This window comes from Acidithiobacillus sp. YTS05 (assembly GCF_024396695.1).
Taxonomy (GTDB): domain Bacteria; phylum Pseudomonadota; class Gammaproteobacteria; order Acidithiobacillales; family Acidithiobacillaceae; genus Igneacidithiobacillus; species Igneacidithiobacillus copahuensis.
In genome coordinates, this window is sequence record NZ_CP094359.1 from 2,048,463 (window position 1) to 2,072,500 (window position 24,038).

At 60.7% G+C, this 24,038-nt stretch carries 22 protein-coding genes (1 of these 22 only partly in view); 6 read left to right on the plus strand and 16 right to left on the minus strand.

The genetic code is table 11. The annotated features are described in order from the left end of the window. Nucleotides 1-7: 7 nt before the first annotated feature. The 6 genes from nirB to MQE22_RS10120 all read right to left on the minus strand — a co-directional run bounded on the left by nirB (nucleotide 8) and on the right by MQE22_RS10120 (nucleotide 8,447). Nucleotides 8-2,446: a nitrite reductase large subunit NirB gene (nirB, locus tag MQE22_RS10095; protein ID WP_215872449.1), complete on the minus strand. Its 2,439-nt coding sequence runs from the start codon at nucleotides 2,444-2,446 to the stop codon at nucleotides 8-10. Between the two features lie 221 nt (nucleotides 2,447-2,667). Next, nucleotides 2,668-3,912 (minus strand): alginate export family protein, encoded by a 1,245-nt coding sequence (locus MQE22_RS10100; protein ID WP_215872448.1) that lies wholly within the window; start codon nucleotides 3,910-3,912, stop codon nucleotides 2,668-2,670. Between the two features lie 65 nt (nucleotides 3,913-3,977). After that, nucleotides 3,978-5,384 (minus strand): MFS transporter, encoded by a 1,407-nt coding sequence (locus MQE22_RS10105; protein ID WP_215872447.1) that lies wholly within the window; start codon nucleotides 5,382-5,384, stop codon nucleotides 3,978-3,980. A gap of 290 nt (nucleotides 5,385-5,674) precedes the next feature. Further along, nucleotides 5,675-6,844, minus strand: a complete 1,170-nt coding sequence (locus tag MQE22_RS10110; RefSeq protein WP_215872446.1) for a CmpA/NrtA family ABC transporter substrate-binding protein — start codon at nucleotides 6,842-6,844, stop codon at nucleotides 5,675-5,677. A 108-nt stretch (nucleotides 6,845-6,952) separates the two neighbouring features. Continuing rightward, the gene (locus tag MQE22_RS10115; RefSeq protein WP_215872445.1) at nucleotides 6,953-7,540 is read right to left on the minus strand and encodes a uracil-DNA glycosylase family protein; all 588 of its coding nucleotides are present in this window, start codon (nucleotides 7,538-7,540) and stop codon (nucleotides 6,953-6,955) included. Then, entirely contained in the window at nucleotides 7,533-8,447 is a 915-nt protein-coding gene (locus tag MQE22_RS10120) for a LysR family transcriptional regulator (protein ID WP_215872444.1), read from the minus strand. Before MQE22_RS10120 ends, MQE22_RS10115 begins: the two co-directional genes overlap by 8 nt. Before the next feature lie 118 nt (nucleotides 8,448-8,565). On the opposite strand from MQE22_RS10120, the gene MQE22_RS10125 reads away from it, so the two are divergent. Genes MQE22_RS10125 through gloA form a run of 5 tightly spaced genes read left to right on the plus strand, consistent with a single transcriptional unit; the run spans nucleotide 8,566 to nucleotide 13,482 of the window. Then, nucleotides 8,566-9,789, plus strand: coding sequence for an aspartate kinase (locus tag MQE22_RS10125; protein WP_215872443.1), 1,224 nt, complete (start codon nucleotides 8,566-8,568; stop codon nucleotides 9,787-9,789). Next, entirely contained in the window at nucleotides 9,789-10,955 is a 1,167-nt protein-coding gene (locus tag MQE22_RS10130) for an aspartate aminotransferase family protein (RefSeq protein WP_215872442.1), read from the plus strand. Before MQE22_RS10125 ends, MQE22_RS10130 begins: the two co-directional genes overlap by 1 nt. Continuing rightward, on the plus strand, nucleotides 10,952-11,887 hold the full coding sequence (gene argF, locus MQE22_RS10135; RefSeq protein ID WP_215872441.1) for an ornithine carbamoyltransferase: 936 nt from the start codon (nucleotides 10,952-10,954) through the stop codon (nucleotides 11,885-11,887). Before MQE22_RS10130 ends, argF begins: the two co-directional genes overlap by 4 nt. A 2-nt stretch (nucleotides 11,888-11,889) precedes the next feature. Next, nucleotides 11,890-13,089, plus strand: a complete 1,200-nt coding sequence (locus MQE22_RS10140) for an argininosuccinate synthase (RefSeq protein ID WP_215872440.1) — start codon at nucleotides 11,890-11,892, stop codon at nucleotides 13,087-13,089. Nucleotides 13,090-13,098: 9 nt separating this feature from the next. Next, the gene (gloA, locus tag MQE22_RS10145; RefSeq protein WP_215872439.1) at nucleotides 13,099-13,482 is read left to right on the plus strand and encodes a lactoylglutathione lyase; all 384 of its coding nucleotides are present in this window, start codon (nucleotides 13,099-13,101) and stop codon (nucleotides 13,480-13,482) included. Nucleotides 13,483-13,489: 7 nt separating this feature from the next. Here gloA and dnaQ read toward each other — a convergent pair whose 3' ends face one another. The 3 genes from dnaQ to MQE22_RS10160 are packed head-to-tail and all read right to left on the minus strand — an operon-like array spanning nucleotide 13,490 to nucleotide 15,406. Next, the gene (dnaQ, locus tag MQE22_RS10150; RefSeq protein WP_215872438.1) at nucleotides 13,490-14,170 is read right to left on the minus strand and encodes a DNA polymerase III subunit epsilon; all 681 of its coding nucleotides are present in this window, start codon (nucleotides 14,168-14,170) and stop codon (nucleotides 13,490-13,492) included. Continuing rightward, complete coding sequence (rnhA, locus tag MQE22_RS10155; protein ID WP_215872437.1) at nucleotides 14,167-14,646, minus strand: ribonuclease HI; 480 nt, start codon at nucleotides 14,644-14,646, stop codon at nucleotides 14,167-14,169. Before rnhA ends, dnaQ begins: the two co-directional genes overlap by 4 nt. Beyond that, on the minus strand, nucleotides 14,636-15,406 hold the full coding sequence (locus MQE22_RS10160) for a class I SAM-dependent methyltransferase (RefSeq protein WP_215872436.1): 771 nt from the start codon (nucleotides 15,404-15,406) through the stop codon (nucleotides 14,636-14,638). The genes rnhA and MQE22_RS10160 overlap by 11 nt, the downstream gene beginning before the upstream one ends. Nucleotides 15,407-15,467: 61 nt before the next feature. Here MQE22_RS10160 and gloB point away from each other — a divergent pair, with 61 nt between their 5' ends. Beyond that, a complete protein-coding gene (gene gloB, locus MQE22_RS10165; RefSeq protein ID WP_215872435.1) occupies nucleotides 15,468-16,214 on the plus strand; it encodes a hydroxyacylglutathione hydrolase in 747 nt (248 codons plus the stop codon). Here gloB and MQE22_RS10170 read toward each other — a convergent pair whose 3' ends face one another. The 7 genes in view from MQE22_RS10170 to nusA are tightly spaced (at most 56 nt apart) and all read right to left on the minus strand, a layout consistent with a single transcriptional unit that may run on beyond the window. After that, entirely contained in the window at nucleotides 16,215-17,444 is a 1,230-nt protein-coding gene (locus MQE22_RS10170; RefSeq protein WP_226830669.1) for a M16 family metallopeptidase, read from the minus strand. It lies immediately after the preceding gene. A gap of 47 nt (nucleotides 17,445-17,491) precedes the next feature. Continuing rightward, on the minus strand, nucleotides 17,492-19,573 hold the full coding sequence (gene pnp / locus MQE22_RS10175; RefSeq protein ID WP_215872434.1) for a polyribonucleotide nucleotidyltransferase: 2,082 nt from the start codon (nucleotides 19,571-19,573) through the stop codon (nucleotides 17,492-17,494). Between the two features lie 24 nt (nucleotides 19,574-19,597). After that, entirely contained in the window at nucleotides 19,598-19,867 is a 270-nt protein-coding gene (rpsO, locus tag MQE22_RS10180; RefSeq protein WP_215872433.1) for a 30S ribosomal protein S15, read from the minus strand. 38 nt (nucleotides 19,868-19,905) lie between these two features. Further along, nucleotides 19,906-20,790, minus strand: coding sequence for a tRNA pseudouridine(55) synthase TruB (gene truB / locus MQE22_RS10185; protein ID WP_215872432.1), 885 nt, complete (start codon nucleotides 20,788-20,790; stop codon nucleotides 19,906-19,908). Next, the gene (locus MQE22_RS10190) at nucleotides 20,787-21,167 is read right to left on the minus strand and encodes a ribosome-binding factor A (RefSeq protein WP_215872431.1); all 381 of its coding nucleotides are present in this window, start codon (nucleotides 21,165-21,167) and stop codon (nucleotides 20,787-20,789) included. Before MQE22_RS10190 ends, truB begins: the two co-directional genes overlap by 4 nt. A gap of 10 nt (nucleotides 21,168-21,177) precedes the next feature. Beyond that, on the minus strand, nucleotides 21,178-23,775 hold the full coding sequence (gene infB / locus MQE22_RS10195) for a translation initiation factor IF-2 (protein ID WP_255789699.1): 2,598 nt from the start codon (nucleotides 23,773-23,775) through the stop codon (nucleotides 21,178-21,180). 56 nt (nucleotides 23,776-23,831) lie between these two features. After that, nucleotides 23,832-24,038, minus strand: the end of a protein-coding gene (gene nusA, locus MQE22_RS10200; protein WP_255789700.1) for a transcription termination factor NusA. 1,275 nt of this gene lie beyond the right edge of the window; the window shows 207 of its 1,482 coding nt (coding positions 1,276-1,482); its start codon lies off the right edge, out of view; the stop codon is at nucleotides 23,832-23,834.

The window sequence follows — 24,038 nt, forward strand, 5'->3', positions numbered from 1 at the left end:
GCCCTCCTCAGGCCGATACCCGCCGCAGCGGCGCGGCGTGAATGTCCAGGCGGCCGGAAACCGCTTCCGCCCAGGGGTCCTTCTCCTGGGCAATCGCAAAATCCAGGCGCTCTGCCAGTTCCACTCGTTGGGCCAGATCGTCGATGACCCGCGACTTGATCTGCTCCAGGCCGACCCGTTCCACCCAGGGCGCCGTGCGTTCCAGATATTGCGCATCTTCGCGGTACATCTGCAGAAAGGCCTTGCTGATCTGGATGACCTCGGCCTCCGTCTTTACCTTGGCCAGGAGATCAGCCGCTCGCACCTTCATGCCGCCGTTGCCACCCACATAAATCTCCCAGCCGGAATCGACGCCGATTACCCCGACGTCCTTGATCGTGCTTTCTGCACAGTTGCGTGGGCAGCCGGAGGCGGCCAGTTTGACCTTGTGCGGTGCCCACATCCGTTCCAGATTCTTTTCGAGATCGATGGCGAGTTGGGTACTGTCCTGTACCCCGAAGCGACAAAACTCCTTGCCTACACAGGACTTTACCGTGCGCAGGGCCTTGCCGTAGGCATGCCCGGAGGGCATATCCAGTTCCGCCCAGATCAGTGGCAATTTTTCCTTGGGTACCCCGAGCAGATCGAGGCGTTGTCCGCCGGTGAATTTGACCATGGGCACGGCGTGACGCTCGGCGACCTCGGCAATGCGCTTGAGTTCTGCCGGTGTGGTTACCCCACCGTAGATGCGGGGAATGACGGAGTACGTGCCGTCCTTCTGGATGTTGGCATGGGCGCGCTCGTTGATGAAGCGTGCCGATGGGTCATCCTTACCCTCGGCGGGCCAGGCGGTGCGCACGTAATAGTTGACGGCGGGGCGGCAAGTGGCGCAACCGCCGGGATGTCGCCAGTCGAGAAAGCGAAAGACATCGCGCACTGACAGCAGCTTCTCTTTGCGAATGGCATCACGCACCTCCTGATGGCTGTAATCGGTGCAGCCACAAAGGGCCTTCTTGCGCGCGCTGCTGTCATAGACTCCCCCCAGGGTGCTGACCAGGAGCTGTTCGACGAGACCGGTGCAGGAACCACAGGAGGCACTGGCCTTGGTACACTTGCGAACCTCTTCCAGGGTGAAGAGTCCATCACGAATAGCGCGCACGATCTGTCCCTTGCTGACCCCGTTACAGCCGCAGATTTCGGCACTGTCCGCCAGGCGTGCGGCTTGATTGACGCCGGCATGTCCGGCATCGCCCAGATGGGTTTCGCCAAAGAGAAGATGGTCACGCAGCGACGCGACGTTATTTTTGTCGCGCAGATGTTCGAAGAGCCAAGGCCCAATGCTGGTATCGCCATAGAGCAGGATCCCTTTGATGGTGTCGTCCTGCAGGACCACTTTTTTATAGATTCCCTGATGGGCATCGAGCAGTGTGAGTTCTTCCGTGCCCTCGCCACCGAGAAAATCCCCGGCCGAAAACAGCTCGATCCCAGTTACCTTCAATTTGGTGCTGGTAACCGACCCCTGGTAGCGCATTCTCCCATATTCGGCCAGATGGTTGGCCGCCACCTTCGCCTGTTCGAAGAGGGGCGCCACCAGCCCATAGGTCATACCGCGATGCTGCACACATTCGCCCACGGCATAGATCCGTGGGTCGTAGGTTTGCAGGGTGTCGCTCACCAATATCCCCTGCTCGCAGGCGAGACCTGCGGCCTGGGCGAGGTCGATACGGGGGCGGATGCCCACGGTCATCACTACGATGCGCGCAGGGATATGACTCCCATCCTGGAATTGCAAGCCTTCCACGCGGTCCGTGCCTAAAACGGCAGCACTTTCCCGCTCCATCAGAAAGCGGATACCGCGGGCCTCCATGGCCTGCTGCAAGAGCGCACCACCGCGGGCATCCAATTGCTTGTCCAGCGGCCAGGCCCGCCGGTGCACGACGGTCACTTGCATGCCGCGGGCGTTCAGGCCATGCGCCACTTCCAGACCCAGCAGGCCGGCACCGATGATGACTGCCTCGCCACCGTCGGCACTCACCTGCGTCAGCGCCTCTACGTCGCGCATGTCGCGATAGGAATAGACGCCGGGAAGGTCGTTGCCCGGGATCGGCGCCAGGGCTGCCGCCGCACCGGTAGCGATCAGGACGCGATCATACGGTACCTTCTCCCCCTGCGCGGTGATGACTTGACGCCGCACGCGATCGATCTGTGTAACCGGGCAACCGGTACGCAGAGTAATACCGTGTTCCTGGTACCAGTCATGATCATTGAGAATGGTCTCCTCCAGGCGCATCTCGCCAGCCAGCACCGGAGTCAAAAGGATACGGTTGTAATTGGGGTGCGGCTCATCGCCGAAAACCGTGATCTCGTAGAGGTCAGGAGCCATCTTCAGCAACTCTTCGACGGTGCGGATGCCGGCCATGCCGTTGCCAATCACCACCAAGCGTGCCTTTCGTGCCTTGTTGCCCATCGTGACGTTTCTCCAAAGAAAAAAGGCGCAGTCAGCCGAAAATGCTGACGACGCCTTTGCCGTTTCACATACCAACAATCAGATAGATTGCTTCAAGCCCTGTTTAGCAAGTTTCATGCCAGAACTTTGATCATTTACAATCAAGCAGTTATCGATTTTCGCAAATTGATTCTGCGATCTGATGGTGCATCCCATGGTGCAAGATGCACTGCCATGGTGCGTTAGAAGCTTGCCGTCACGAATACCCAGGCGCCTTCGGTATTCACTCCGTACTGGTTTTTCCGGTAATCGGCATACTGCACCCCGGCCGTCCAGTGCGGCGAGAAGCGATGAATGGCCGATAGATCGATCTCATGGCCATAGGCTTCGCTGTGGTAGGCGCTACGGAAGTCATAATAGGTCGCCTGCAGTGCCGTGCCCAAAAGCTTGCCCTCCACGGTGAAATAGAGGCTGCGCAAACCCTGCGGCGGGGTAGTAAGAAAGACCTCCGCCCAGCCATTGAAGGCGTGCTTGGTGGCGAGCGGTGTCTGAAATCCATAGCTGCCCTTGTCATTGCTTCCCATCACCATGTAATCGGCGAGTACGCCAAGCCCGGACCAGCGCACCCCACTGCCCAGGTGGTAATACTGGGCATCGACGAGGGGACTGCCGCCGTCATAGGGTAGCTGCTTGGCATAGCTGGCGTCGTAGGGGATCTGCAGGGAAGCAGAAATCGGTATGCTGCCCTGCATGCGTACGCCGAGGGTCTGGCTGTTGCAAACCTGGGCGTTGCCCACCAGAAAGCAGGCAGCGGCTCCAGGAATCGCACTGTTCGCCTGATTTCCATACCAATAACCGAAGGCTTGCGCATGAAACAAGGGCGATGGCTGCCAATGGACCTCGCCCAGAAAGGTCTTGCTCGGCACATTTTCATTGAGAATGTTTTTGATACGCCAGATATAGGCGGCATAGACACCCAGGCTGCTGCTGGGATTTTCCTGGAGGGAAACAGCATCAAAGGTCTGAGGAGTTTGCCGAAAACCGACCGCCCCGACAAAACGTTGGTCGTCGAGATTGATTTCCTGGCGCCCGGCACGGACCAGTAGCCCGCCCAAGCCCTGGTACTGCAGATAGGCCTGATTGATGTTCGCTTCTTCGGGGTCGGGGATGACGGCATACGCAGTTTTGCCATTGCGCAGACTGTTGTAATCATTGACGATACCCGCCACATCGATGAACTGCAGGTTAGCGCTGAAACCGCCAATGGGGGCGCTCCTCAACCCTAACAAGGTTTGCACGGTAAAGGCGTTGGCATCGCGTTTGCCAGCTTGCGACATAAATTCATAGCGCGGACGAAAATCCAGACTGACCTTGCCAGCGCTGATGGCCTGCACAATGGGATCAGCCCAAGCATCGCTCTGTGGCAAGACGACTGCAGACAGTACCGCGACGGCAACGAGGTGGCGGCGAAAAGAGAATTGGATCATGGCTTACTCCAGACAAGGGGGCTGGCAGCGGCGCGAACGCCGCTGGAGGGTGACAGCAGGAGGATTCAGTCCGCGATGGCGGATGCCTGGGGAGCTTGCCCTTGCGAAGGCATGCACTGACCATGGGCGGAGGCAATCTTGGCCCAGGTCTGCCACTGGCGGCGCAAGCCCACGATCAGCAGCAACGCCGTTGCGCTGAGTCCAGCAAAAATCCCGAAACCCCAGTGATAGCTCCCGGTGTCTTCCTTGGCGATTCCCAGAATTACCGGCAAGTAGAAACCACCGATACCACCGGCAGCACCAATGATGCCGGTCATCAGCCCGGTCTTTTCCGGCCAGCGCAGGGGTACGAGTTGAAAGGTGGCGCCGTTACCGAGACCAAAGGCTGCATAGAGAAGGAGAAAGAGGACGATACTGACCGCCAGGGTGGGCGTCCACAGGGAAAAGGTGGCATCGATGAGGCAGATCCCTGCGAGGAAAAACTGCAATGCGCGCGCTCCCGAAATGCGGTCAGCGATCAGCCCGCCAAACGGACGGAGAATGGCACCAGTAAAGGCAAAGAGGCCCATCAGCATACCGGCGTCTACCTTGGGCAGATGGTAGAGCGTCACCAGCAGCAGGCTGACAAAGGCCGACATGCCCACAAAGCCGCCAAAGGTAATGGCGTAGACCAAAATCAACGCCCAAGTGTCCCGCTCGCGCAGAACCGGAAAGTAGCGGCGCGGCAGAAAGAGCAACGACAGGAGGACGCCATAGACCGGCAACATCAGCAGCGCCGCTTTGCCATGCAGCCCCAGCCAGCCGCGCGGGCTGGCGACGGCCAAAAGCGCCAAGCCGGCGAGAGTCAGGCCCCAACCCCAGGCCGCCGGCGCCACCTTCCCAGTTTTGGGAGCGCAATCCTTGCCCCAAAACCACAGGGTCACTGCGGCCAAGCCCAGCAAAGGGAGCACGGCTGCTGCCGCATGGGTCCAGCCAAATTGTCCGGCCAAGGGCGGAAAAAGAAAGCCATCGAGGACGGCGCCGATATTGCCCGCCGCCGCAATGCCCAACACCGTTCCCTGGATTTTGGGAGGATAATTGCTGCCAGCCATGGGTAGGGCGACGGCAAAGCTGGCACCGCCAACGCCCAGCAAAACACCCAGGAAAATCAGGGCATCGTAACTAAGCGTATACGGGTAGATGGAAAGGACCAAGGGGGGAATCGCCGAAAGTGCCACCCCGATCAAGGCCAGCCAGCGCCCATCCATGGCTTGGTAGAGATTGCCGAAGCCAATGCGCAAAATTGCAGCGGACAGCACGGGAATGGCGACCAGATAACCCTGCTGCATGGGGGTGATATGCAGACTTTGGATCATATATGGCGCCAGCGGCCCAAACAAAAGCCATACGGTAAAACCCGTATCGAAATAGAGAAAACTGGCGACCAAGGCGCGCCAATTTCCCGCACGTAGTTGCGAAAGCAAGGATTGCATTTGCTTGATCCTCCGATTATGTGCACAACAAAAAAGGCGTTCCTGACCGTTACCGGTCAGGAACGCCATCGTCCCGTGTCATCATTCAGCGTTGAATGATGCTCTACCTTAGTTAAGCAGAAATCATGCCATAATGGAGATCAACAAGAGATGTTCTGTAAAGTCAGGCAAAAATAATGAGTTGCACTGAAGATTCGGAGGGTGACTGCGCCGGCGCTCGCCTTTGTATAATGCACAAGTGTAGTGCATGCGCTCGATTTTGGGGCCTCATTCTGGGTCAAGACAACGATTCAACTAGGTCTTTGCAATAGACTGCCATCAAAAATTCGCGTCGTACCCATGGCAATGTCGCGCGCCACCCCCGGCAATTTCCAGGGGTTTGCATGGATGCCGAAACCCGACTGTTCATCGACCGGAATGGGTGCATCCATGGCCGTTGCTGCCAATCGATACAGATCGCCTCGATAGACCCGCTCCACCACGGCGCTGGGACTGGCCGCCGTCGGCCATTGGTCAGAAAGACGCATCTGCTCCGCCAACCAGAGACCGTGTTCCTGCCAGGGATATTGCGCCGCGTAGCGGTGGAATACATGGCCATCGGGTTGCTCAGTCATGCCGGGTATGGTTCCCTGCAAGGCCGCAGCAAGCGCGGCCTCAGGAACGGCGATGGCCTGTGCTATCCACCGCGCGGCCTGCTGTCGATGTGCTGCGTCATCCAGCCAACGGCCCGCGGCAATCAGGGCGCGGAGCAGGGATTGATGGAGGTCTGGTTCACGTTTCGCCCAATCCTCGCGCACCGCCAGAACCTTCTCCATCACATTGTTCCATAGAGAATAACTACTAACGATGGGTTGTCCGACCCCCTCCATGGCGGCCAGACTTCCCCAAGGCTCACCCACACAAAAAGCATCGATCTCGTCGTTGCGCAGGGCATCGACCATATAGCGCGGCGGAACCACACCAATCTCGACTTCACTGTGCAATTCGAGACCGGCTGCGCGTAGCCAGTGGCGCAATTGATAATGGTGATTGGAGACGGTTGATACCACGGCAAAACGTAGCGGCAGGAGACTGGGGTGGCTGCGCGTAAGTTCTCGTAGCGCCTGTCCCGTGCGAACAGGATCATCCGTCGCTGCAGCACCCCGCTGTACCAGCTCGTGGTATAGTCGCTGGCTGACGGTAATGGTGTTGCCATTGAGCGAGAGGACCAGTCCGGTGATTACCGGAATTTTGGGAGAGGCAACGCCGAGGGTGGCCGCCATCGGCAATGGTGCTAGAGCGTGTGCCGCTACCAGCTCGCCAAAGAGGAGATGATCGCGCAGGCTGGCCCAGGAGGGTTCGCATTGCAGACGCACGCGCAGTCCTTCGCGGGCAAACAAGCCTAATTCCTGTGCAACCAGCAAGGGCGCGCTATCAGCGAGGGCAACATAGCCCAGCGAGAGTTCAGCATCGGTTTTCATTCCATAATCCTCAATAGCTCACAAAAGAAAGCCTCGCTTCCGCAGAGCCGAAGCGAGGACGCCATTGTCATGGGGAAGCAAGCAAGATTCATGCAGCCCAGGACCTTCTCAGGAGCGCAAAACCTCCGCGACTCGCTCGCGCAGTGCCGGGAGGACCTCTTCCGCAAACCAGGGGTTGCGCCGTAGCCAAAGGATATTGCGTGGGCTGGGATGCGGCAGCGGGAAGACAGAGGGAGCATAGTGCCGCCAATTACGCACCAGTTGCTGCAAGGATCCTGGACTGTCTGGCAGATGATAGCGACGAGCGTACTGACCGATGACCAAGGTGAGTTGCACCTGCCGCAACTGTGCCAGAAGGGAAGCACGCCAACGGGAAGCGCATTCCGGTCGCGGCGGTAGATCACCCGAACGGCCTTTACCGGGATAACAAAATCCCATGGGCAGCAGGGCAAAGAGGTGGGAATCATAGAACTCCTCCCGGCTGACCCCCAGCCAATCCCGCAGACGGTCGCCGCTTTGGTCGGCAAAAGGCAGAGCATGGGCGTGGGCGTGGCGACCAGGGGCCTGGGCGGCAATCAGAACTTTGGCCTGGGGATGAACTTGCAGTACTGGGCGAGGTGCGTTGGGCAAACTAGTAGCGCAGAGGGAACAGGATTCCAGTTCCTGCAATAGCCGCGCCAGATCGCGATCAGACATCTGCGCGCTGCCCTACACCGATCTGCCACAAAAAAGCCGCCAGGGTACGGGACTGATAAGCGGGTTCTGGCACGGCCAGATAGAGCGTCCAGTGGATGCCTTGGGGCATTGGCAGACGCCGGGAAACGACCTGCCAATCGGGTCGATGACGCAGAGCAGTGCGGGTGATGAAGCCGATCCCAAGGCCTGCGGCGACGGCGTTACCCATCGCTTCGACGCCGTTCACTTCCAGCCGGATCGGGACTTGCAGACCCAGCCGCGCAAACTCCTGCAGCACCCTGGCGCGCACCCCGGATTGCAGCTCGCGCCAGACGATGGGAAATGCCAGGAGATCTGCCAACGTCAGCTCTGGCCGGCCCGCCAGCGGATGATCGGACGGGAAGATGGTCAGAATCTCATCCTGCAGCCAGGGGTGTAGCTGGTAGGTCCGGGGTAGAGGAACTTCTTCGCTGCCCTCCTCGATGAAAAGCAGATCCCAATCGAGTAGAGCGTTTTGCGACCAGTCACTAATCCCGCCCTTCATGATGATTTCCACTTCCGGGTGGTCACGGCGGAAGGCCACCAGATGCTGGGGTAAAAAATAGTTGGCGATGGTGTTGGTCGCCGCGATCCGCAAGGCCCCCTCCTGCAAGTGGGATCGTCGGTAGGCGATTTCCGCGACTTCCGCTTTCAGTTCCATCAGGCGTTGCGCGGATGCCAGATAGGCCTTGCCAGCAGCGGTCAGGCGCACGCCGCGACCATTGGGCAGATAGAGGGCCTCGCCAAGAATCTCATTCAGCCGCTGCAGGCGCTCACTGATCGCCGGCTGACTGCGATGCAACAACTTTGCGGCGGCACTGACACTGCCGGTTTCGGCCACAGCCCAGAAGGTTTCCAGGAGTTCGAGGGAGGGCGTCGGGATTGGCATGGTAGGATTACCTTAGCACAGAAATCCGCGGTCCGGATCGCTACCAGTCAAACGCATCACCCTATACAGCCCGGAAATCTGCCTTTATCATTCGCCCTTTGACGGCATTCCTCAGATTATGGCGCTCATCGTACAGAAATTCGGCGGCACTTCCGTCGGCAACATCGAACGGATTCAGGCTGTAGCAGATCGGGTATTGGCGACACGGGCCGCTGGGCACGATGTGGTAGTGGTCGTGTCGGCGATGTCGGGCGAGACCGACCGCCTGCTCAAGCTCGCGCGCGAGATCGATTCGCAGCCGCATCCCCGCGAGCTCGATACCCTGCTCAGTACCGGCGAGCAGGTCACCATCGCGCTGCTGGCGATGGCCTTGCACCGCAAGGGACAAGCGGCGGTTTCGCTCACCGGCAGCCAGGTACCCATCGAGACCGACAGCGCGCACAACAAGGCGCGCATCGAACGCATCGACGGCACCCGTCTGCGCTCCGCCCTGGCCGCCGGGCAGGTGGTCATCGTCGCCGGGTTTCAGGGCATCAATCCGCACGGTGACATCACCACCCTCGGGCGGGGCGGTTCGGATACCACCGCCGTCGCACTGGCCGCTGCTCTACAGGCCGATGAATGCGCCATCTACACCGACGTCGACGGCATCTACACCACCGATCCGCGGGTGGAAAGCAAGGCCCGCCGCCTGGACCGCATCACCTACGAGGAGATGCTGGAAATGGCGAGTCTCGGCGCCAAGGTCCTGCAGACCCGTTCGGTAGAATTTGCCATGAATTACCGGGTGCCGGTGCGCGTGCTTTCTTCGTTTGCCAATGGCCCCGGCACCCTTGTTACCAGTGAGGAAAACTGTATGGAAGCCCCCCGCGTATCGGGTATCGCCTTCTCCCGCAATGAGGCCAAGATCACCGTCGTCGCCGTTCCCGATCGTCCGGGCATCGCCTCTGCCATCCTCGGTCCGATCTCGGCGGCCAACATCAACGTTGATGTGATTCTGCAAAACATCTCTGAGGACGGAAAAACCGACTTCACCTTTACCGTCGAGCGCAACGACTTCGAGCGCGCCATGGGCATTCTGCGCGACGTTGCCCACGAACTGGGCGCCGAAGATGTGCGCGGCGACACCGGCATCGTCAAGGTGTCGGCGGTGGGAGTAGGCATGCGCTCCCACGCCGGCATCGCCGCCAGCATGTTTGCTGCCCTGGCCCAGGAAAACATCAACATTCAGATGATTTCCACCTCGGAAATCAAGATCTCGGTGGTCATCGCCGAAAAATATCTGGAGCTCGCCGTGCGCGCCTTGCATGGCGCATTTGGTCTGGAAAAGGCGGCATCCTGATGGCATTGATGAATAACTACGCGCGCCTGCCCGTCGCCTTCGTACGCGGTGAGGGGGTGTGGCTCTACGATGAATCCGGGCGCAAGTACCTCGATGCCCTGGCGGGGATTGCAGTCTGCGGCCTGGGCCATAGCCACCCGGCGGTGACCACCGCCTTGCAGGAACAGGCCGGCAAGCTCCTGCATACCTCCAATCTGTATCAGATCCCCGAACAGGCGGCCCTGAGCGATGACCTGTGTCGCCTGAGTGGCCTCGATGCCGTCCTCTTCTGCAACAGTGGCGCCGAGGCCAACGAAGCCGCCATCAAGCTCGCCCGCCTGCATGGCCATGCGCGCGGTATTGCCGAACCCAAGATCCTGGTCTTTACCCAGTCTTTCCATGGTCGCACCCTGGCGGCGCTCACCGCTACCGGCAATCGCAAGATTCAGGAAGGCTTCACTCCGTTGGTGGCGGGGTTCGTGCGCGCCCCGTACGGCGATCTGGTAACGGTGCGGGGCATGCTCAGCGCCGATCCCGATATCGTCGCCGTACTCGTCGAACCGGTACAGGGCGAAGGCGGGGTACGCCCTGCCCCTGCCAGTTTTTTGCGCGGGCTGCGCGCCCTCTGCGACGAACACCAAGCCCTCCTGCTCTGCGACGAAGTGCAGACCGGCATCGGCCGCAGCGGACGTTATTTCGCCTTTCAGCATGAGGAAGGCCTGCTGCCCGATGTACTCTGCCTGGCCAAGGGCTTGGGCAATGGCGTTCCCATTGGCGCTATCGTCGCCCGCCAGGCGGCCGCCGATCTCTTCGGCCCGGGCAAGCACGGCAGTACCTTTGGTGGCGGCCCCCTGGTCTGCGCCGCCGCCCGCGCGGTGTTACGGACCATGGAAGCGGAAGACCTCCCCGCGCATGCCGCGGCCATGGGGGAGCTCCTACAAGGTCGGTTGCGCGAGCGTTTCCATGGACACCCAGGGGTGGAGGAAGTACGCGGCCTGGGTCTGATGGTCGGCATCGTCCTGCGCCAGGAACCCAAGGATTTCGTGCGCCGCGCCCTGGACGCCGGTGTCCTGCTCAATGTGACGGCCGGACGGGTAATCCGTCTGCTGCCGCCCCTCATCTTCGGACCTGCCGAGATCGATCTGCTCATCGATACCCTGGCCAAGCTTCTGCAGGAGGAAGTATGAAATCAGTGCGCCACTTCCTGCGCCTGCAGGATCTCTCCCCTACCGAACTCCAGGGCCTGCTCGCGCGCGCTATCGAGCTGAAGCGCATGCTGCGCGCTGGCGAGCAGTACACCCCTTTCGCCCAGCGCACCCTGGCGATGATTTTTGAAAAATCCTCCACCCGCACCCGGGTTTCCTTTGAAACCGGCATGGCGCAATTGGGGGGGCATGCCCTGTTCCTCTCCCCCCGCGACACGCAACTGGGGCGCGGCGAAAGCATTGAAGACACCGCTCGGGTGCTGTCGCGCATGGTCGATCTGATCATGATCCGCACCTTCTCCCATGCTGGCCTCGAGACCTTCGCCAGCGCCAGCCGGGTACCAGTCATCAACGGCTTGTCGGACGACCATCATCCCTGCCAGCTCCTCGCCGACCTGATGACGGCGCAGGAGCTCTGGGGCGGATTGTCCGGCCGGAAGATCGCTTTCATCGGTGATGGTGCCAACAACATGGCGCGCTCGTGGATGGAGGCAGCACAGCTTCTCGACTTCGAATTACGGATTGCCGCGCCCGAGGGTTTCCAGCCCAGTGCCGATGCAGAACGGGAAAATGGCAGTCATACGCAAATTTTCGGCGACGCCCGCGCCGCCGTCGCCGGGGTCGATCTGGTCGTCACCGACGTCTGGACCAGCATGGGACAGGAGGCCGAAAATGCCGAGCGCCGCGCCCTCTTTGCGCCCTTCCAGGTCAATGCCGCGCTCTTTTCTCAGGCGCGGAGCGGGGCCGTGTTCATGCACTGCCTGCCCGCCCACCGCGGCGAGGAAGTAACGGCGGAGGTCATCGATGGACCGCACTCTCTGGTCTGGGAGGAGGCGGAGAATCGCTTGCACGCGCAAAAGGCACTGATGGAATTTTTGGCGGGCTTTGGGCCCCTGGCCGAACAAGGAGTCTGATTATGGTAAAGAAAGTCGTACTCGCCTATTCCGGTGGACTGGATACTTCCGTCATCCTCAAGTGGTTGCAGGATCACTACCAGTGCGATGTCGTTACCTTCACTGCCGATATCGGTCAGGGCGAGGAGCTGGAGCCGGCGCGTGCCAAAGCAACCCGGCTCGGTGCGAAGGAGATATTCATCGACGATCTGCGGCAGGAGTTCGTGCGTGACTATGTCTTTCCCATGTTTCGCGCCAACACGATCTACGAAGGAGAGTACCTGCTTGGCACCTCCATTGCGCGCCCGCTGATCGCCAAGCGGATGGTAGAGATCGCCGCCGAGGTGGGCGCCGATGCCGTCGCCCACGGCGCCACTGGCAAGGGCAACGATCAGGTGCGTTTCGAGCTCGGCGCCTACGCCCTCGACCCCAAAATCCGCGTGATTGCCCCGTGGCGGGAGTGGGACCTGACCTCGCGGGAAAAGCTTCTGGCCTATGCCGAGCAACATGGCATTCCCATCGAACGGCATGGCAAGAAATCACCCTATTCCATGGACGCCAATCTACTGCACATCTCTTACGAGGGCGGGATTCTGGAAGACCCCTGGGCCGAGGCCGAGGAATCCATGTGGCGCTGGACCACGGCACCGGAGAAGGCCCCGGACCAGCCGCGCTATATCGAAATTCAGTTTGCCCATGGCGATCCGATCGCCATCGATGGCGAGGCCCTGCCCCCTGCCGCCCTCCTCGCCCACCTCAACACCATTGGTGGTGAACATGGCATCGGTCGTCTCGACATCGTCGAGAACCGCTATGTGGGCATGAAATCTCGCGGCTGCTACGAAACCCCCGGCGGCACCATTCTGCTCCGTGCGCACCGTGCCATCGAATCCATTACCCTGGATCGCGAAGCCGCACATCTCAAGGATGAGCTCATGCCACGCTATGCCAGCATCATCTATAATGGCTACTGGTGGAGCCCGGAGCGCCGCGCCCTGCAATCCCTCATCGACCAGACCCAGCGCCTGGTCTCCGGTGTAGTGCGCCTTAAGCTTTACAAGGGTGCCTGCACCGTTGTCGGCCGCAAATCCGAGCAAAGTCTCTTCGATCCGCGTATCGCCACCTTCGAGGACGATGCCGGTGCCTATCACCAGCAGGATGCCGAGGGCTTCATCAAGCTCAACGCCCTGCGCCTGCGCATTGAAAAACGCCTGCAAGGCTAGGAGGATCCCATGCGCATTTTGCATACCATGTTACGAGTTGGCGATCTCGACCGCTCTCTGGCCTTCTACACCGAAGTGTTGGGGATGCGCGTTCTGCGTCGCAAGGATTACCCCGAGGGCAAGTTCACCCTCGCCTTTGTCGGTTACGAAGAAGAAGACCAGGGTGCCGTTATCGAACTCACCTACAACTGGGGCGTCGACAGCTACGAGCTTGGCGATGCCTTTGGGCATATCGCCATCGCGGTGGACGATGCTACCGCTGCCTGCGCGCAAATTCGGACACGCGGTGGCAAGGTGCTGCGCGAGGCTGGCCCGATGAAACACGGCACGACGGTCATCGCCTTTGTCGAGGACCCCGACGGCTACCGCATCGAACTCATCGAGCGCAAGTGAGAGAGCACTAGACCTTCTCCCACAGGGCGTTGCCCATCCCTGCCAGATAGGCAGCGTGCGCCGCTTTTTCCTCGGGCGAGGCGGAGATGACTCGCAGCCGCCCTTGCGGCCGCACTGCGGGGAGACTGCGGCCCTTGCCCGTCGCGTCGGTTGGCGCAGCATCCATCAGGCCCATATCCACCTGACCACCGCTCATGGCCAGATACACCTCTGCCAACAATTCACAGTCCAGCAGAGCACCATGCAGGCTGCGCTGGCTGTTGTCGACAGCGTAGCGTCGGCAAAGGGTATCGAGATCATTTTTCTGCCCTGGGAAGCGGCGTCGGGCCTCTACGAGGGTGTCGATGACCGGATTCTGCAATTTGCTACGCTGCACGAGTCCAAGCTCGGCGGACAAAAAGCCGATATCGAAAGGTGCGTTGTGGATGATCAGCTCATCGCTCCCCAGATAGGCCAGAAAGTCCTCCGCCAGATCGGCAAAGAGCGGCTTGTCCTGCAAAAACTCATCGGTCAAACCGTGAATGCGTACCGCATCGGGATCGCATGGACGCTCGGGATTGAGATAGACATGAAAGTTGTTGCCAGTGAGACGACGGTCGATGATCTCCACAGCACCAATCTCGATGACACGATGCCCTTTGCTGGGGTCCAGACCCGTGGTTTCCGTATCCAGGACGATCTGTCTCATAGCCACCCCTCTCCACTCGCTTCTTGTACAGCTCCGGCGAAGCGATCCAATACCCGATTGATCAGGGCATCGACCGCCTCATTTTCCACGTCACCCGCATGCCCCCGCACCCATTCCCAGCGTATCTGGTGAGTCTGCGCCAAACTCGCGAGTGCCTGCCAGAGTTCCTGATTCTTCACTGCTGCGCCCCCTGCGGAACGCCAGCCCCGCTTTTGCCAGCCCGCCAGCCACTCGGTCATACCCTTGATCAGGTACTGCGAATCCGAGCGCACCAATATCTGGCTCGGTCGTTTCAGTGCCTGCAGACCCTGCACTGCCGCGTCCAGCTCCATGCGATTATTGGTGGTCTGCGGCGCATAGCCCCACAACACGCGCTCATGCTCGCTTTGGCGCAGCCAGGCACCCCAGGCACCGGGGCCCGGGTTCCCCCGGCAGGCGCCATCGGTAATCAGGCGCAGGGTGGATTCAGTCTCCATTAGACTCCCCAGAACATTGCAGATTGGCCGTTGCCGTTGCCAACTTCGGCCGCCGCTTCTTTTGACGCGCGGGCAGCAGGCCCACCAGGGTGGGGCTATTCTCGCGCTTCTGCGCCAGCAGGATATAAGCATTGGCCCCCGCCGGCCACCAGCGATCGCCAACCAACTCCAGCCATTGGGCGCTATGCCCAAATCCTGGAACGGTATACTGGAAATAGCGTCCTTGGCGCAGACCAAAACCGATTTCCTCCAGCAAGCGACGCAGTTGCGTCAGCGGTAAAAAAGGCTCGCGCCAGGGCCAGCCGCGATCGCGACGCCAGAGGTGCCAGCGCCGCAGCATTCCAAGGCTCCCGCTCGGATTGAAATCCATGATCAGAACGTGGCCTTCCGGCCGCAACACGCGCCAGCACTCCTCCAGAATGCGTCGGGTATCGGACATGCGGGTCAGACAAAAAGGAACCAGCACCAGGTCGAAACGCAGATCAGCGAAAGGTAGTGCATCACAACGGCCATAAACCTGGAGATAGCCATCTGCAGCACAGACAAAACCGTCATTGAGCAAAACCCAAGATCTGTCTGACTCCAGGGGGTTCCAGAAGACCGGCTGCCCCAGCTGCAGCACGGTATCCGCATGCAAACGCTCGATCCAGGGCGGCAGGATTTCGCTGGCACGCTCCAGCAACAGGCGCCCACTGCGACCCGTCCACCAGCGCGCTGCCCGCCGTTGTCGCAGGGAAGAAGGAACGACCCCCCTAGGCATGAGGAACGGGCTGTGTTCTGATCATGACTGCATGTTACCTTGATCAGGAGCAGGAGCCTATATGCTGACCCTCATTCCCGCTTTCCAGGATAATTACATCTATCTGGTGCACACGCCTCACGGCCTGTGGATCGTCGATCCCGGCGATGATCAGCCGGTTCTGGAATACCTGGAATCCCGGCAGCTCCGCCCTACGGCCATCCTTTGTACCCACCACCATGCCGACCATGTCGGCGGTGTCAGGGCCCTGGTAGAACGCTATGACCTTCCCGTCTTCGGCCACGGTTCGCGGATTCCCCAGCTCAGTCACCCCGTCGCCGAGGGTTCGCTCGAGATCGATGGCGAGACGATACAGGTGCTGGAAGTACCCGGGCATACCCTGGACCACATCGCCTATCTCTGGCAGGACCATGCCTTTTGCGGCGACACCCTCTTTGCGGCAGGCTGCGGAAGAATCTTTGAGGGCGATCCACAGATGATGTACAGCAGCCTGCAGAAGCTTGCCGCCCTGCCTGACAGCACACAGATCTGCTGTGCCCACGAATATACCGAGAGCAATCTGCGCTTCGCCACAGCGGTCGAGCCGGAAAACCCAACGATCGCGGAACGGAAAAAGCAGGTAGCGCAGCTACGCGAACAAAATCACCCGAGCCTGCCCTCTACATTAAAAGAAGAACGACAAAGTAATCCCTTTCTCCGCTGCAGGGAAACTGACGTAATCCGCGCCGCACGCGCGCACGGCGCCCGCAATGACTCCGACGTCGAGGTATTTGCCGCCTTACGCCGCTGGAAAGATGGATTTCGCTAGTCAGGCAGGGAGCACGGTCCATTCGAGGCGCTGGGCCCAGGCGCGCGCCAAAACTTCCTGTACCTGCACTGCGGAAACCTGTTGAATCGAGTCGAGGATCTCTTCTTCACTTTTCAGACTTCCACCCTGGGCAAGCTGGCGCACCCGTCGCGCCATCCGCGTTTCCAGATCCTCCTGACCCAGCAGCCATTGCTTGCGCAGACCGGCGCGACTCCAATCCATTTCCTCAGTGCTAGGTCCATCCTCCATCAGAGCCTTGAGGATTCCGGCGATGGCCTTCTCGGTACCACGACGCTTATCTGCTGGCACCGCCGCATAGAGAGTCCACTCCGCGGTGTCGCTCAGGGCCTCGAGCTGGGAATAGGTCTGGTAGGCGAGTCCGCGGCGCTCGCGAAGCTCCTGAAAGAGACGCGACGCCATCCCCGCGCCGAGGATATGATTGGCGAAAAGCTCTATCAGGTGATTTCGATCTGCGAAGGCGCTCGCCTGGGCCATCCATAGCAGGTGGGCCTGACGGGCATGAGCGGAGCGTCGTTGCCGCGTCGCAAAATTCGCCGTGGGCAGCGTCAGGGCAGTGGCCTTAGGGCGCGCTGGCAGATACGCAAACCTGCTTTCCACCTGTCTTGCCAGAGAATCTGCATCCAGCGCACCCACCGCGACGATCACAATGGGTGCAGTCGCCAGATAATGCTGATGAAAGTCGCGCAAGCGCCGGGCACTGACTCTACGTACCAGGCTCGCCTTACCCAGAACCGGCCAGCCCAACGGATCCTCTTCCCAGAAAGATTGGGTCGCGAGTTCCTGCAAATGATCCTCAAGGTCCTCCTGCGCCATGGCAATTTCCTGCGCCACCACGGTCCGCTCGAGGGCGAGGTCTGCTGCCGTCAGACTGGGCTCCAGCAGCAGGTCGGCAAGCAGGTCGAGACCCGCCGCCTGATCCTCTGCCAATACGGTCAGGTGCAGGGTGACCGTTTCGCGATCGGTGAAGGCATTGAGCGTACCGCCCAGGCGTTCACCCAGACGGTTGATGGCCGAGGCGTCACGCCCCTTCGCTCCCTTGAACAGCATATGCTCGAGGAGATGGGCAAAACCATTTTCCTCTGCCTGCTGATGGCGGCTGCCGCGCAGGGCGGTGACGGAGATCGCCACTTGCCGCCGACCCGGAACCCTCTCGCTCAGAAAGCATACGCCGTTGGGCAACTGCTGCAGGGATAGGGAAGAGACATCCATCGACTCCCGACACGCCAGCGGCAGTCGCTGCGACAAGGGCTGCGGGCTCAGGATTGGGGGATATCCTTCATGCTCAGCTTGATCTTGCCCTGGCGGTCCACCTCCAGAACCTTGACGCGCACGGTTTGCCCTTCCTTGACGTAGTCGTGCACGTCATTGACGCGTTCGGCGCTGATTTGCGAGATGTGCAACAGACCATCGCGACCGGGCAGAATCGTAACGAAGGCACCGAAGTCCATGATCTTCGCCACCTTACCGTCATAGATCACGCCAACCTCGACATCAGCGGTAAGGAGCTGAATGCGCCGCTTGGCCTCTTCCCCGGAAGCCCCGTCGACGGAGGCAATGGTCACCAGACCATCGTCCTGGATGTCGACGGTAGCTCCTGTTTCTTCCGTCAGCGCGCGGATGATCTTGCCGCCCGGCCCAATCACGTCTCGGATGCGATCCGGATTGATGCGGATGCTGATGATGCGTGGTGCATGTTGGGACAGGGTTTCCCGCCCATGGTCGAGCACATCCTTCATCAAGCCGAGAATGTGCAAACGCCCAGCCAAGGCCTGCTCCAGCGCCTGCGCCATGATCTCGCGGGTAATACCCTGAATCTTGATGTCCATCTGCAGGGCCGTAACGCCGGATTCCGTGCCTGCAACCTTGAAATCCATGTCTCCCAGATGATCTTCGTCGCCGAGGATATCGGTCAAGACCGCAAAACGTTCGCCTTCCTTGATCAAGCCCATGGCCACACCGGCGACCGGCGCCCGCAGGGGAACCCCGGCATCCATCAGCGCCAGAGAGGCGCCGCAGACCGATGCCATGCTGGAAGAACCGTTGGATTCCAGGATTTCCGAAACCACCCGAAGACTATAGGGAAACTCCGATTCGGACGGCAGAACCGCAGCGATGGCACGCTTGGCAAGGCGTCCATGGCCAATTTCCCGCCGCTTGGGCGAACCCACCATGCCCGTTTCACCAGTAGAGAACGGCGGAAAGTTGTAGTGCAGCAGGAAGCGATCGCGACTTTCACCGTGCAGAGCATCGACGATCTGTTCGTCGCTCTTGGTGCCGAGGGTGGCCGTCACCAGGGCCTGGGTCTCGCCACGCGTGAAGAGTGCCGAACCATGGGTGCGGGGCAACACGCCGACTTCGATGCTGATGGGACGCACGGTGAAACGATCGCGTCCATCGATGCGCGGGGCACCGTCGAGAACCCGACCGCGGACGATCTCGGTCTCGATCGATTTCAGCGCAGCGCGCACGGCATCGACGCGGCTGGCGTCCTCCGCTGCAAGAGCAGCGACTGTGGCCGCACGGACTTCTTCCAGGCGCTTGCTGCGTGCCTGCTTTTCCATCAGCTGATAGGCCGCTTGCAGGGCATCGCGCGCCTCGGCAACCACGGCGGCGTGCAACTCCGCATCCTTGCTGGGCGCCTGCCAATCCCAGCGCTCCTTCCCGGTCGCCGCCGCCAGCTCATTGATAGTAGCGATGACGGGCTGAAAGCTGGCGTGGCCAAACATGACAGCCTCGAGCATGACCTTTTCGGACAGACCCTTGGCTTCGGACTCCACCATCAGCACCGCCGACTCCGTGCCAGCCACCACTAGATCGAGCTCCGAGCCCTGCAGTTCTGCAAAGCTCGGATTGAGCAGATACTCGCCGTCCCGATAGCCGACGCGTGCGGCGCCGATGGGACCGTCGAAGGGAATACCGGAAACAGCCAAAGCCGCCGAGCTGCCAATCATGGCCAGGATATCGGGATCCTGTTCGCCATCGACCGAGAGGACCGTAGCAATCACCTGCACTTCGTGCATGAATCCCTTGGGAAAGAGCGGACGAATCGGGCGGTCGATAAGACGGGAAGTCAGCGTTTCCTTTTCGGAGGGGCGCCCTTCCCGCTTGAAAAAGCCGCCGGGGATCTTCCCTGCAGCGTAGGTCTTTTCCTGATAATTCACCGTCAGCGGAAAGAAATCCTGGCCTGGCTTCAAGTCGCGCCGCCCTACCGCAGTGACCAGCACCACACTATCGCCGCTGCTGACCAACACCGCGCCATCGGCCTGGCGAGCCATCCGTCCCGTTTCCAGGACCAGCGTCCGGCCCCCAAATTGCACTTCTTTCCGCACGATGCTCAAGAGACTCTCCCCGAAGTTGGTGAATTACTTACGCAGACCCAGACGTTCGATCAAAGAGCGATAGCGCTCGTAGTCATTCTTCTTGAGGTAGTCCAGCAGCTTGCGACGCTGCCCGACCATCTTCAACAGGCCCTGGCGGGAATGGTGATCATGGTGGTGCGCCTTGAAGTGCTCAGAAAGACCTTCAATGCGGGTGGTCAACAAGGCGACTTGCACTTCCGGCGAACCGGTGTCGCTGGGATGCGTGGCATAGGCCTTCACCACGTCGGACTTCACTTCACGAGTCAGGGACATCTTGTACTTCTCCTACGCAATCAATCTGGAAAATATTCCTAGTTTACGCCCATCAGGCGACGCGGCGCCACCTTGCCATCCTCCATCACCTCTCCCAGACCCAAAAACTGTGCCTGCGGTCCGTAAAGGCGAATCCGGCCCGGAGCTGGGGCATGGGCAATCACCACCCCCTGGCCTTGTCGAACATAGTATGCGGTGTTTTCCGTCAAGGTCACCGCCGGCAAATCCTGCAGCGCCAGATCCATCGCCTGCAATGGGCACTGATCGGCCTCTCGTGCCGCCGCAAGGCGGTCAAGATCGTAGGCAGCATCGATGGAAAAACTGCCGGAGCTGAGCCGTCGCAACTCACGAATATGCGCACCGCAGCCAAGCAGACGCCCAAGATCCTGGGCCAGGCTGCGCACATAGGTACCCTTGGAACAATGGATGTCGAGTACGAGTTCATCACCAGCCCAAGAGAGCAAATCAAGGGAGTAGATTTCGACGCTGCGCGCCTCGCGCTCTATTTCCACCCCTTTGCGCGCCAGACGGTAGAGCGGCTGACCATCGCGCTTGATGGCAGAAAACATGGGGGGAATCTGGGAGATGCGCCCGCGGAACTGGGAAAGGGCGGCATCCAGTTGCGGCTGATCAAAATCCACGCGCCCGCTTGCCACGACCTCGCCTTCGCGATCCCCGGTGTTCGTCTCTTGCCCCAGCCGCAAAGTAGCCCGGTAGCGTTTGTCGGCATTGAGCAAATAATCGGAGACTTTGGTTGCCTGTCCAAACAGGAGGATCAGCAACCCGGTGGCGAAGGGGTCGAGAGTGCCCGTATGCCCGGCCTTGCGCACGCCCATGATCCGCTTGGCACGCTGCAGGGCGGCATTGGAGCTGATCCCTGCGGGCTTGTCGAGCAGAAGAATTCCGTCGCTGCAGGCACTCATGCCTCATCCTCCGGCGCCGGCGGCAGATGCGCAAGGAGTTCTGCCATCTCGGCATCACGATCGAAGCGCACATCATAGGCGAAATGCAGGGGCGGGATACGCCGCAGATGCAGCTTTTTACCAAGAATCTGGCGAATTTCTCCAGCCTCCTCTTGCAAGCGCTCGCGCACCAAGTCCGCACGCCCAGGGCCATCCATCAGCGAAAACATCACCGTTGCCTGGCGCAAGTCCGGCGCCAGATGTATTTCGGTAATGCTGGGCAGCAAGCCGACGCCCGCCAGTCCGTGCAGCCGGGGCAGCAGGGCGGCAATCTCCGTCTGCAGGAGTTGGGCGATGCGGTCGCTGCGCGGATAGCTGCGCTGATGCGGGGTGCTCATCCGAGGTACCTCAAAGAGTACGCGCTACTTCAATCGTCTCAAAGGCCTCGATCACGTCGCCGACCTTGATATCGTTGAAATTACGCACGCCAATGCCGCACTCGAAACCCTCACGGACCTCCCGCGCGTCGTCCTTGAAGCGTCGTAGCGAATCCATTTCCCCAGTGTGGATCACCACCGCTTGACGGATCACCCGCACCTTGGCGTTACGCCGGACAATACCATCCGTCACCATACAACCAGCGATGGTACCCACGCGCGGCACGCGGAAGGTCTCGCGCACCTCGGCATGACCGATGATCTGCTCGCGAATCTCGGGAGCCAGCATGCCGGTCATCGCCGCCTTCACCTCATCCACTGCATCGTAGATGACGCTGTGGTAGCGCACATCCACTCCGCTTTGCTCAATCAGGCGTCGTGCCTGCGCTTCGGCGCGCACATTGAAGCCGATGATGACGGCACCGGAGGCATGCGCCAGATTGACGTCGGATTCGGTGATACCGCCAACCGCGGAATGGATGATCCGCACCCGGACATCATTGGTGCTGAGCCCCTCGAGGGTGCTGCGCAGGGCCTCGGCAGAACCCTGGACATCGGTCTTGATGAGCAGGTTGAGTTGCTGCAATTCGCCCTCGCTGGCGGCCTCGAAGAGGCTCTCCAAACTGCCTTTGGCACTCTTCGCCAAGCGCACATCGCGGAACTTGCCCTGCCGGAACAGGGCAACCTCGCGTGCCTTGCGCTCGTCGGTCATCACCAGCACTTCGTCACCTGCTTGCGGCACATCACTCAGTCCGAGAATCTCCGCCGGCAGGCCAGGCCCAATCTCCTCTACCTGCGCACCTCCGTCATCGATCAGGGCGCGCACGCGACCATACTGGGCACCCGCGAGCACGATATCACCGGCATGCAGGGTTCCCTGGCGCACGAGGACCGTTGCCACCGCACCGCGCCCGCGATCCAGCCGAGATTCGATGACCAGGCCCTTGGCCGGACCATTACTCTGTACCTCTAGATCGAGAAGTTCCGCCTGCAACAGGATGGCATCGAGAAGGGCATCGATATGGAGCCCTTGCTTGGCCGATACATTGACGAACTGCGTATCTCCGCCCCACTCTTCTGGCAGCACGTCTTGCTGCGCCAGTTCCTGGCGAATCCGGTCCGGGTCCACACCTGCTTTGTCGATCTTGTTCACCGCCACCACCATCGGCACGTTTGCCGCCTTGGCGTGGTGGATCGCTTCGATGGTCTGCGGCTTGACACCATCGTCGGCCGCCACGACCAGGACCACGATATCCGTTGCCTGTGCACCGCGAGCACGCATCGCGGTGAAAGCCTCATGGCCGGGAGTGTCAAGAAAAGTAATCATGCCCTTGGCGGTCTGGACATGATAGGCGCCGATGTGTTGCGTGATCCCTCCCGCCTCGCCACTGGCCACCTGCGTCGAACGGATCCGGTCGAGCAGCGAGGTCTTGCCATGGTCGACATGACCCATGACTGTCACCACGGGCGGTCGGCGTACCATCACTGCTTCCTCGACGGCGCCATCTTCTTCCAACAGGGCCTCGGGACTGGCAATCGTCACCATCTTCACCTTATGCCCCATCTCCTCGACAACGATGGCTGCCGTATCCTGATCGATCACCTGGTTGATGGTCGCCACCACCCCCATCTTGAACATTACCTTGATCAACTCGCTGGCCTTGACCGCCATGCGGCTGGCCAGTTCGCCCACAGTAATGGTCTCGGGGATGGGTACCTCGCGCACTACCGGTGCGGCACTGAAATCGCTGGCCGCAGCCGAGCCCGTCTTCTTCTCATTGCGCCGGCGGCGCATGGCGGCGTCGGAACCGCGCTCCTCGCGTCGCCCTCCCCGCTTGCTGCGCCAGTCATCATCGTCGCGTCGACCAGGAGCCGCCTTCTTCTTGCCGGCAGGTGCGGCATTGGGCGCCGGCGCTGGCGTCACCGGACGCGTAGCACCTGCGGCGCCGCGCGGAGCAGCAGTACTTTTTTCGCTGGGCGGTCGCCGGCGCTCGGGAGCGCTATCCCTCGTTCCCTCCGAACGTCGCAGCGCTGCGCTCGGCTCCGCCTGGGCAGGGGGAACCGCAGGAGGAACCGTAGGGGGCGTTTCCGCCGCAGGCGCCTCTGGGGCCTCTGCATCTGCGCCTGCCGACACCAGCTCCGGCTCTGTGATTTCGGGCTCTACCTGCGGCTCCTGCACCCTCTCCGGCGTCGCTTCGGCCACCGGCGCTGGCTGTTCTGCTGGCGCCGTCGCCGTTCCACTGGCGGGCTCCTCAGCCGCTGCTTCCGGATGCAAGGCCTCCCGCTTCACGTAAGTGCGTTTACGCCGCACTTCCACCTGCACCGTCCTGGACTTGCCCGCTCCGACGTTTTGTTTGATTTCGCTGGTACTCGTGCGATTGAGAGTAATGCGTTGCGGGGAAGCCTTCTCCGGCGAGCCACGCAGGAAGCCGAGCAATCTCTGCTTGTCCTCCTCCGTCACCTTGTCCTGCGCAGTTTTTTTGGCAATACCTGCCGCCTGGAACTGCTCCAGAAGGCGCTCACTGGTCAATTGTAGCTCTTTCGCGAAACCCGCAACTGTAACCGTCATACTGTCTTATCCCTCCACTCGCTGTCGCGACAACCCGGCTTTGCCCTTTTCTGCGTTCAGGAAAACCAGGGCGCGCGCGCCGCCATGATCAGGGATTTGGCGCGCTCGACATCGATCGTCACCAACTCCTCGAGCTCGTCCACCGCCAGTTCCGCCAAGTCTTCCGCAGTGGCAATGCCCTTGGCGGCCAACTGATGTGCCAGGGCCTCATCCATCCCCGGCAATTGCAATAGGTCTTCCGCTGGCTCACTAAGATGTACCTG